This window comes from Orrella sp. 11846 (assembly GCF_048820935.1).
Classification (GTDB): domain Bacteria; phylum Pseudomonadota; class Gammaproteobacteria; order Burkholderiales; family Burkholderiaceae_B; genus Algicoccus.
In genome coordinates this window covers 70,665-81,454 of the sequence record NZ_JBMERD010000012.1, presented here as the reverse complement: position 1 = coordinate 81,454, position 10,790 = coordinate 70,665, and the positions used below count along the sequence as shown (strand labels likewise).

Annotated in this window: 8 protein-coding genes and 2 riboswitches; of the genes, 6 read left to right on the top strand and 2 right to left on the bottom strand. The window is 50.8% G+C overall.

Annotation, left to right across the window (positions count from 1 at the left end):
* Positions 1-119 precede the first annotated feature (119 nt).
* On the top strand, positions 120-1,457 hold the full coding sequence (locus tag ACOI06_RS10985; protein ID WP_420662626.1) for an NAD-binding protein: 1,338 nt from the start codon (positions 120-122) through the stop codon (positions 1,455-1,457).
* Between the two features lie 105 nt (positions 1,458-1,562).
* Here the strand turns inward: ACOI06_RS10985 and metG are convergent, their stop codons facing one another.
* Positions 1,563-3,632: a methionine--tRNA ligase gene (metG, locus tag ACOI06_RS10980; RefSeq protein ID WP_420662624.1), complete on the bottom strand. Its 2,070-nt coding sequence runs from the start codon at positions 3,630-3,632 to the stop codon at positions 1,563-1,565.
* Between the two features lie 80 nt (positions 3,633-3,712).
* On the bottom strand, positions 3,713-3,979 hold the full coding sequence (locus ACOI06_RS10975) for a hypothetical protein (RefSeq protein WP_420662623.1): 267 nt from the start codon (positions 3,977-3,979) through the stop codon (positions 3,713-3,715).
* Between the two features lie 74 nt (positions 3,980-4,053).
* On the opposite strand from ACOI06_RS10975, the gene apbC reads away from it, so the two are divergent.
* From apbC to gcvT, 5 genes are all read left to right on the top strand, one after another.
* Complete coding sequence (gene apbC / locus ACOI06_RS10970; RefSeq protein ID WP_420662622.1) at positions 4,054-5,142, top strand: iron-sulfur cluster carrier protein ApbC; 1,089 nt, start codon at positions 4,054-4,056, stop codon at positions 5,140-5,142.
* Positions 5,143-5,207: 65 nt separating this feature from the next.
* A complete protein-coding gene (gene dcd, locus ACOI06_RS10965) occupies positions 5,208-5,771 on the top strand; it encodes a dCTP deaminase (protein WP_420662621.1) in 564 nt (187 codons plus the stop codon).
* A 16-nt stretch (positions 5,772-5,787) separates the two neighbouring features.
* Entirely contained in the window at positions 5,788-8,052 is a 2,265-nt protein-coding gene (locus ACOI06_RS10960) for an Orn/Lys/Arg decarboxylase N-terminal domain-containing protein (protein ID WP_420662620.1), read from the top strand.
* 6 nt (positions 8,053-8,058) lie between these two features.
* Positions 8,059-9,309 carry an NAD(P)/FAD-dependent oxidoreductase gene (locus ACOI06_RS10955; protein WP_420662619.1) on the top strand — a complete coding sequence of 417 codons (1,251 nt, stop codon included), beginning with the start codon at positions 8,059-8,061 and terminating at the stop codon, positions 9,307-9,309.
* Positions 9,310-9,412: 103 nt separating this feature from the next.
* A riboswitch (glycine riboswitch) is annotated at positions 9,413-9,509 on the top strand.
* A 19-nt stretch (positions 9,510-9,528) separates the two neighbouring features.
* Positions 9,529-9,629, top strand: a riboswitch (glycine riboswitch).
* A 55-nt stretch (positions 9,630-9,684) separates the two neighbouring features.
* Positions 9,685-10,782, top strand: a complete 1,098-nt coding sequence (gene gcvT, locus ACOI06_RS10950) for a glycine cleavage system aminomethyltransferase GcvT (RefSeq protein ID WP_420662618.1) — start codon at positions 9,685-9,687, stop codon at positions 10,780-10,782.
* Positions 10,783-10,790 lie beyond the last annotated feature (8 nt).

The window sequence follows — 10,790 nt, the reverse complement described above, 5'->3', positions numbered from 1 at the left end:
GCGGACTTTGGGTGAAAGTAACCATGATGCCAGTACATATGACGGTCAAGTAAAGTTTTACAAATCCAAGGCTTCCTTTTACTATACCTAGACAATATTGACTTAAATGGTGTCAAACAATGGCAGATCAAGACGATCAGAACGGTCAGAACGATCAGGATAAACAAAAAATAAGTCGTAATCGTTACATCCACTGGATTTTGTCCTTGGTTGTCGCGATTGGTGGACTTTGGCAAATCCAGCCGTTGGTCATGCGTGTGCTCTCCGGTGAGCATTTGAGTTGGTTCTTAAATGACTCTTGGCGTAGCATTATTGACGCGATTGGTCTTGTGCAGCTGCCGCGAGTGATGATTTCATTGGCGTTGATCCTAATGTCGATTGGGTTGGTGTTGCGTGCACGGATTGCTTGGGTGCTGACACTGGTTTTACTGTTGTTTGCAGTGCTGACCACGCTACTTTTGAAGCAACCAAGCTATCTCTGGGAAATTGGCTATTACGTTCTGATTTTTGTTGGTTTACTCCGTTACAGTTGGATGTTTGCCAGATCTAGTGTGGCGGCTGGTACGCTATACGCCGCAGCAAGCTTGGCGGCATTAATTTGGTACACCGTGGTCGGTTCTTTGTATCTGGGTACGGGCTTTAAACCAGAAATTGTGACGTTGACAGATTCGATCTATTTTTCTTTTGTGACTTTAACAACGGTCGGGTACGGTGATATTTTGCCAGTCAGCAGTGTGGCTCGCTATTTTGTAGTGTCGGTGATCGTAATTGGAATTACCGTGTTTTCAACAGCCATTGGGGCTGTGTTTTTACCGCTGTTGACGAGTGGTGTAGGGCGGTTATTGCGACGTAAAGAGAGACTTTCTATGAAAGAAAACCATGTCATCCTGTGTGGTGCGACGCCTCTGGCGATGAATCTGTATGAAAGCTTGACGGCGCGTGGTGAAAACGTCACGGTCCTGTTGAGTCCAGGCACAACTCACACGTACTCGGATAAGACTGATATTGTTTTTGGGGATGCATACAGCGATGAGGTTCTACAGCATGCGGGAGTGATGCAGGCGACCTATGTGTTGGCTGCCCGAGAAGAGGATGCGGATAATGCATTTATTGTCCTAGCGGTTAAAGGGCTAGAAGGTTGTCGTGCTAAGACGGTGGCGGTGGTGAATAACAGCCAGAACCTAGAAAAAATTCGCCAGGTCAAGCCTGATATTCTATTTTCACCTCAGTATTTCGGGGCGCAGGTGCTCTCTAAAATGCTCAGTGGCGAGAAGATTGATTTAAACCAGTTGTCGGATTTCTTTATGAGTGAGCCTCATCAAGAGAAGTCTACCGCACACAAACATGCTAGCCAACCTGCTGCACCGGCTTTAGCAGATACATCAAATCCTTCATCTAATCCGCCATCTACATCGGACAACCCACCGTCAAACCCACCCTCTACACCTCAAAGTTAAAGACGGCTCAGCGTGAAGCGCTTTAGGTCAAAGCGTTCGATTGATTAAGGTGGGAGAGATAGGCACACAGATTAATAGTGAATCTGTGTGCCTGACATGATCGCTTTAGCGCACACGCATACCGGGTTGCGCACCACTGTCGGGATCCAGCAGATAAATACCCGCATCGACAGCTTCATCGGCGTGACCTGCGGCCAGTACCATACCTTGCGATGTACCGAATTTCATTTTTCGGGGGGAGAGGTTTGCAACCACCACGGTTAGACGATCAACTAGGTCTTCTGGTTTGTAGGCGTCTTTGATGCCAGAGAGTACTTCACGGGTCTGTCCTTCACCAACGTCCAATGTCAGACGCAAAAGCTTGGTGGATCCCTCAACGGCTTCACACTGCACAATGCGTGCGATACGTAGATCGATTTTCATGAAATCATCGATCTTAATCGTGGGTGCAATCTCTTCACCACCTGGAACCGCGGCAGGCTCCTCGGGTTCCGGCTCAAAGAGCGCTTCCATCATGTCTGGTGTGACCCGTTGCAGGAGATGTTTGAAGGGGGCGATTTGTGTGGGTAACTCACGCACATCATCCCAGACAAAGTCACGTGACTGGTTAAAGAGTTCCTGTGCAATGCGAGTCGCTAAGGTTGGCAAGACTGGGGCGAGCATGACAGACAGCGCTTTGAAGCCAGCAATGGCGACTGAGCAGATGTCTTGTAGCTTGGCTTTATCCTGAGCGCTGGCTTGTTGGAAGCCTTTGGCCAATAACCACGGTTTGGCAGCATCAAAATCTTGGTTGATGATGTCCGCTTGCGCCATGATGTCACGAATCGCACGCCCATACTCACGTTTCTCAAAGAGGTCGCGAACGTGGTTAGCCACATCATCCCAGTGTTTTTGCAGAATCTGTGTGTCACCGGTGTACGCGAGTTGTCCATCAAAGTGGCGGCTAATGAAAGTCGCTGCACGGCTGGCAATATTGATGTATTTGCCCACTAGGTCGCTGTTGACTCGAAGCAGAAAGTCTTCGGGATTAAAGTCGATGTCTTCAACGTGACTATTGAGTTTGGCCGCGAGGTAATAACGCAACCATTCTGCATCCATGCCAATGTCTAGATAGCGCAGCGGGGAAATGCCGGTGCCACGGCTCTTAGACATTTTTTGGCCACTGACGGTAATGAAGCCGTGGACGTTGATTTGATCGGGAACTTTGCGACCTGAGAAATGTAAGGTAGCAGGCCAGAACAGCGTGTGGAAATACACAATGTCTTTACCGATGAAATGAATTTGTTCGGTATCGCTTGCTGGATCGATCAGGGCTTCAAAATCCAGATTCTTAAGCTTGCAATAAGCTTTGAGTGAAGCGAGATAACCGACGGGTGCATCGAGCCAAACGTAGAAGTATTTGCCGGGCGCATCTGGAATTTCAATACCGAAATAAGGTGCGTCGCGTGAAATGTCCCAGTCGTTTAGTGAGGTTTCATTGTCATCGTCGCCGAGCCATTCGCGGGCTTTGCCGAGTACCTCAGATTGCAGACGTGGCATGCCTTGCGTAGTTTTAGCAGAAGTCCATTGACGCAAAAACTCAACGCAACGAGGGTCAGACAACCGAAAAAAGAAGTGCTCGGAGCTGCGCAACTCAGGACGCACACCTGAAAGTGTTGAATAAGGTTCTATCAGTTCGGTGGGTGAATAGACCGTACTGCAAACTTCGCAGGCATCGCCATACTGTTCCTTGGCATGGCAATGGGGGCATTCACCTTTGATGTAACGATCCGGCAGAAACATTTGTTTGACGGGATCATAAAACTGTTCAATGGTGCGGGTATCGATTAAACCGGCCGCTCTGAGTTGGCGATAAATATCTTGGGAAAGCTCAACGTTCTCGGGTGAGTCGGTCGAGTGCCAATGATCGAACTCGATATGGAATCCGTTCAGATAAGCGGGGCGCTCTTGTGCATAGCGTGCAACGAGAGCTTGCGGCGTAATGCCTTCAGATTCGGCTCGGAGCATGACAGGTGCGCCGTGTGTGTCATCGGCGCAAACAAAATGAACGGTGTGTCCGGCCATTCGCATTGCGCGTACCCAGATGTCAGCTTGGATGTACTCCATGATGTGGCCGATATGGAATGATCCATTGGCGTAAGGCAAAGCCGTGGTGACGAAGAGCGTTCGCGACATGATTTCTCCGGATAAAAAGCGACAACAGCCAAACCCGTCATTTTAGACGAATGGCTTAAGTATTAGGGCAGATCAATGATTTAGGGAATGTCTCGCGCCTGGACGTCAGTGATGTCGTCACGCGATGAGCGCGCTCGGATCCCTTTCTGAAATACGGGATTACGCTTAGATTGGCGTGTCGTCCAGTATTCTTGAGCATTGAATGGACGTGCGCGGAATTTTGCAGTCACGTACAAGATCATGAGCGCCACGATGGTGGATAGCGTAAAAACGACCGCCATGATGATGCCGATGGTTGCAATAATGCCGAAGATGAGAGCCCGAATAAGGCGTGTGAGAGTATCCATATGGGTAGTATAAATCCAGTTTGGGCGTCAGTTGCTGCAAACGGATGATTGAACAGGGAATTATCAGGAAAGCTATGACAGTGAATACACAGACAATCCAGAATGTGCTGGACACAACCATTGACCCGTTCACGGGGTTGCCCTATGCCAAGATGACGCAATCAGTTGCATCGAGCGGCAATGGTTGGACCTTGCATTTGACACCGGGTTATCCGGCGGCGCGCAGTCAAGCGCAGATTTTTGCACCGCTTAATGATGCCCTAGCGCAAGCAGGCGTGTCAAACGTAGTGTTGCAGGTTGAACCCAAGATCCAAGCCCATGCTATCCGTGCCGGCATTGCACGCGTGCCGGGTGTTGAAAACATTATCGCCGTGGCCTCAGGCAAAGGCGGTGTAGGAAAAAGTACGACAGCGGTCAATATTGCATTGGCTTTGCGGGACGAGGGTGCTCGCGTGGGCTTGTTGGATGCTGATATTTATGGTCCCAGTGTGCCTTTGCTACTCGACATTGATGATCGACCTACATCAGCCGATGGCAAGATCATGAATCCGCTGATCGGTTATGGCATTGCGTCTAACTCGATTGGTTACCTGATCGATGCCGATGCACCCGCAATTTGGCGTGGTCCGATGGTGACGCAGGCTTTGGAGCAACTGTTGCGCCAGACCAAATGGGGTGATCTGGATTATTTGGTCGTGGATATGCCCCCGGGCACGGGTGACGTGGCGCTGACATTGGCGCAACGAGTGCCAGTCACAGGGGCTGTGGTGGTGACCACACCTCAGGACATTGCTTTGCTGGATGCTGTGAAAGGTGCTCGCATGTTCGAGAAGGTGGAAGTGCCTGTGCTCGGTATTATCGAAAACATGGCTGTCCACATTTGTACGCAGTGCGGTCATGAAGAGCACTTGTTTGGTGAAGGTGGTGCGCAGCGCATGGCCGATCAGTTCAATGTAGAGATGCTGGGTAGTTTGCCGTTGGCGATGGCCTTGCGTGAAGATGCCGACTCAGGGTGTCCAACAGTTCAGAAGTCACCTGATGCTGAAATCACACAACACTACCGTCGTATCGCTTGGGCGCTGGCGGGTCGGATTGCCGCATTACCGCGCGATATGGGTAGTAAATTCCCGTCGATTGTCGTGCAAAAGTCGCGCCAGTCATAAGAACTGACGACCGCTTGCCTTTGACGCGTTAAAATCAATGACTTTATCGTTGCTCGGGGGCAAGCATGGGTATCAAAAGCGATCGCTGGATTCGGCAAGCCGCTCAGCAAGGCATGATCGAACCGTTTGAGCCGGGTCAGGTCCGGCAAGATGAGCGCGGCAAAATCGTCAGCTACGGAACAAGTAGTTACGGTTACGATGTGCGTTGCGCAGATGAATTCAAGATTTTTACCAACATCAATTCCACCATCGTCGATCCGAAGGCGTTCGATGAGAAATCGTTCGTCGACTTCAAAGGCGATGTCTGCATCATTCCGCCCAATTCTTTTGCGCTGGCGCGCACGGTTGAGTATTTTCGGATTCCGCGCAGTGTGCTGACAATTTGCTTGGGCAAAAGTACGTATGCGCGCTGCGGCATCATTGTGAATGTGACACCCTTGGAACCAGAGTGGGAAGGACACGTCACACTGGAGTTCAGTAACACCACACCCTTACCTGCAAAGATTTATGCCGGTGAAGGTTGTGCGCAGATGCTGTTTTTTGAAGGCGATGAAGTGTGTGAAGTTTCGTACCGCGACCGTGGCGGAAAATATCAAGGGCAACTGGGTGTGACTTTGCCACGCACCTGATGATCTGGAGCGTTTCATGAAGTTCCGTTTTCCCATTTTCATCATTGATGAAGATTACCGTTCAGAAAATGCTTCAGGCCTAGGCGTGCGGGCATTAGCCGATGCCATCGAAGCTGAAGGCGTTGAAGTCGTCGGGGTCACCAGTTTTGGGGATCTGAGTTCCTTTGCGCAGCAACAAAGCCGTGCCAGTGCCTTTATTTTGTCGATTGATGACGAAGAGTTCGAAAGTGATGTGGCTACAGGTGGGACGTCTAGCGTCATTGAGAACTTGCGCGCATTTATCGGTGAAGTCCGATTCCGTAATGCGGAAATCCCCATTTATCTGTATGGTGAGACCCGCACCTCAGAACATATTCCGAATGATATCTTGCGTGAGTTGCATGGCTTTATTCATATGTTTGAGGATACGCCAGAGTTCGTGGCGCGCCACATCATTCGTGAAGCCCGTAACTATGTGGATACGCTCGCACCACCTTTTTTTAGAGAGTTGGTAAATTACGCTCAGGATGGCTCATATTCTTGGCACTGTCCGGGTCACTCAGGTGGCGTGGCTTTCTTAAAAAGCCCCGTTGGACAAATGTTTCACCAGTTTTTCGGTGAAAACATGTTGCGCGCCGACGTGTGTAATGCGGTGGATGAATTAGGTCAATTGCTGGATCACACGGGACCGATTGCCGAGTCAGAAATCAATGCTGCCCGCATCTTTAATGCGGATCACTGTTATTTTGTGACTAATGGCACATCGACCTCCAACAAGATCGTTTGGCATGCCAGTGTGGCTGCGGATGACATTGTGTTGGTTGATCGCAATTGCCACAAGTCGATCTTGCATGCCATTACGATGACGGGTGCGATCCCTGTGTTTTTGCGTCCAAGTCGCAACTACATGGGGATTATCGGACCGATTCCATTGTCCGAATTTGACCCAGAAAACATCCAGAAAAAAATTGATGCAAACCCGTTTGCTAGCCGAGCAAGAAGTAAGAAGCCTCGCATTCTGACCTTGACGCAAAGCACCTATGATGGTGTGATTTACAACGTTGAGATGATCAAAGAGAGCTTGGGAACCTTGGTGCCCACCTTACACTTTGATGAGGCCTGGTTGCCGCACGCGGCGTTTCATCCTTTCTATCAGAACATGCACGCGATTGGTGTGGATAGACCCCGTTGTGAGCAGTCGCTGGTGTATGCGACTCACTCCACCCACAAACTATTGGCAGGGATTTCGCAGGCATCACAGATCGTGGTGCAAGAAGCCAGCGATCGCAAACTGGATCGCAACGTCTTTAACGAAGCGTATCTGATGCATACGTCAACATCCCCGCAATACGCCATTATTGCGTCGTGCGATGTGGCGTCCGCCATGATGGAACCACCGGGCGGGACCGCATTGGTGGAAGAAAGTATTCGTGAAGCGATGGACTTTCGCCGTGCCATGCGCAAGGTGGATGAAGAGTATGGCGATGAAGATTGGTGGTTTAAAGTTTGGGGACCTGATGAGATTCCAGCCGAAGGCATTGGTGAGCAGTCTGACTGGATCTTAGAGGCAGATGATCATTGGCACGGCTTTGGCAATTTAGCGCCAGGCTTCAATATGCTGGATCCCATTAAGGCCACTATCATTACGCCTGGACTGGATATGTCGGGGCGTTTTGATGAGAAGGGTATTCCTGCAGCACTCGTGTCTAAGTATCTGGCCGAGCACGGGATCGTCATCGAAAAAACAGGTTTGTACTCCTTTTTTATTCTCTTTACGATCGGCATTACCAAGGGACGCTGGAATACGCTGTTAACCGCCTTGCAGCAGTTTAAGGACGATTACGACCGCAACCAGCCGATGTGGCGGGTCTTGCCAGATTTTTGTCGGACACACCGTCGCTACGAACGCATGGGTTTGCGTGATTTGTGCCAGATGATTCACGAAGCCTACCGTGAGCGCGATGTGGCGCGATTGACCACCGAGGTTTACCTGAGTGATATGGTGCCTGCCTTGAAACCGTCTGATGCGTTTGCCCATATGGCGCATGGTGATGTGGAGCGCGTGCCGATTGATGAGCTTGAAGGGCGTGTGACGGGTGTCTTGCTGACACCGTATCCACCCGGCATTCCTTTGCTGATCCCAGGGGAGCGATTCAACAGCACGATTGTGGAGTACCTGCAGTTTGCGCGCGCTTTTAACGCACAGTTCCCAGGTTTTGAGACGTATATTCATGGCTTGGCTACGATGGTGACGGAGACGGGTGAAACCGTTTATTACGTTGATTGCATTCGCCAGGATTAAAACCTGATGTCACGTTTTGATGTGGCGATTATTGGGGCAGGGGCTGCCGGTATGTTGTGTGCAGCCCATTTAGGTCGCGCAGGTTTGCGTGTGGTGCTCATGGATCATGCGCACAAACTAGCCGAGAAGATTCGTATTTCAGGTGGTGGACGCTGTAATTTCACCAACCTTGATGTCTCTGCCCAGAACTTCATTAGTCGCAACCCGCATTTCTGCAAGGCTGCGTTATCGGCCTATACGCCAGCTGACTTGTTGCAAGACTTGACGCAACACGGGATTGCTTGGCACGAAAAGCATCGAGGTCAGCTGTTTTGCGATGACAGCAGTCAGAACATCATTGACTGGCTGGATCGGTCGTGTCAGCAAGCGGGCGTGCGTCGCTGGATGGGTTGTCGTGTCGAATCCGTGCGTCAGGAAGCAGCGAACTGGTGTTTGGAAACATCGGGTGGCCTTATCCAAGCTCAGCGCGTGATTGTGGCCACAGGTGGTTTGGCTTTGCCACAAGTCGGTGCAACGGATTTTGGGTTGCATCTGGCGCGTCAGTTTGGTTTGAAAGTTGTTGAGCCGCGACCTGCATTAGTGCCCCTGACCTTTGAAAGTCAGCAGTGGGCACCTTTTCAGGCTTTATCTGGCGTGTCCCTGCCTGTTGATGTGAGTACACAGCAGACAGGACTAGCATCTGCGTCAACAAAGAAATTAAATCGTGGCTCACGAGCCATGCATTTCTCAGAAGATATGCTGCTCACACACCGAGGTTTGTCGGGTCCTGCGATTTTGCAGATCTCAAGCTACTGGGAGCCTGGAGAACCATTGAGTATTAATCTCGTGCCTCAGACACCACTTGAAGACGTGTTGTTGCGGGGTAAAGCGCAGAGTAAGCAAACAGTCCAGTCCGCACTCGAACATTGGTTGCCGAAACGATTGGCACAACACTGGGCGGGTACTTGGGCAACACGTCGCTTGGCTGAGATGTCGGATGCTGATTTAAAAAAGATTGCACAACAGCTGCATCAGTGGTTGATTTATCCCAGTGGCACCCAAGGCTATAAAAAGGCCGAAGTCATGCGCGGTGGCGTCGATACCGCCGGATTAAATCAACGCTCTCTAGAAAGCACACGCCATCCGGGCTTGCATTTCATTGGTGAAGTGGTGGATGTCACTGGCTGGTTGGGAGGTTATAACTTCCAGTGGGCTTGGGCGTCGGCCGTGTCTTGTGCACGCTCGATTGCCATGGCTGACAAAGGTGTGACGCTCTGATGGCTGTTGCATCTTTGTCATGAATCGGCTTTCATGAGAAATCATGCGTTTGATTTTTCTTGAGCATTCGAAAACTTTCGCGTAATCTTCGCTCATCATGTGTTTGTCTGATGCGGGAGAGAGCTTCACGTTTCAAGTGAAGTCACCGAAGGCGCAACTAGCCCGTAAATCGCTCAGGTACCCTGTACCGTTTCAGATATCTGCCAGGTTGTCCTAGCAGACACAGACTCTGGAGAGACTCGTTTAGACGCGAGCGCCGAAGGTGCAGACTGATCCAATAAGATCAGGCAACTCTCAGGCAAAAGGACAGGGGGGCGCATCCACAATGTTCGCATTGTGGCCCTGCCGATAACCCACGACGGAGCCCAGAGAATCATGGACAGTCAATTAAAACGAACCCCTTTGTTTGAGGCGCACCGTCAGGCGGGTGCCCGTTTGATGGAGTTTGGTAGCTGGGAAATGCCTGTTCACTACGGTTCTCAGATTGAAGAGCACCATGCGGTGCGTCAGCGATCAGGTATCTTTGATGTGTCCCATATGCTGGCCGTTGATGTGCAGGGAACTCAAGCGCGTGAGTACTTACGCCAGCTGCTCGCCAATGATATTGATCGTGTTCGTCACGATGGGCAAGCCATTTATACCTGCATGCTCAATGCGCAAGGTGGTGTGGTGGATGACCTCATCGTGTCACGCATCGAAAACCAACCTTGGCGTCTGGTTCTGAACGCGGGTTGCGCTGACAAAGACCTTGCATGGATGCAATCTCTGGCACAAGATTACGACGTGCAAGTGATTCCTAGACATGATTTGGCGATGGTGGCTATTCAGGGACCCCAAGCCAAAGCAGCCCTGATGCAGGTGCGCCCAGCGTGGCAAACGGTTCTGGAGGGGTTGCCACGTTTCACTGCAGCACAGATCGGTGATACCCAAGTGTCTCGAACAGGCTATACCGGCGAAGACGGCTATGAAGTGGCTTTGCCGGCTTCCGAGGTACAAGCCCTTTGGGATGATTTAATCGCAGCGCAAGTGCAGCCTTGTGGACTGGGTGCCCGTGACACACTGCGTTTGGAAGCGGGTCTGCCTTTGTATGGTCATGAGATGACTGAGACTGTGTTGCCAGTCAATGCAGGTTTGCAATGGACAGTGTGTTTGCGTGATGCAGAACGCGACTTTACAGGTCGACAAGCCGTTGAAACAACACCGCAGAGTGCCCAGCTGATGGGGTTGGTATTACAAGCACGTGGTGTGATGCGCGCTGAGATGCTTGTTAAAACGGAATTTGGGCCCGGCGAGGTGACTAGTGGCACAATGTCACCAACGTTAGGTGTGTCTGTCGCAATGGCACGATTGCCATTAGAGTGTAAAGCAGGGGATGCCGTGACTGTAGAAATTCGTGGTCAGGCGGTACCTGCAGTCATTTGCGCTTTACCGTTTGTCAGAAACGGTAAAGCGCAAATGACAATCAAATCATAAAGACTAAA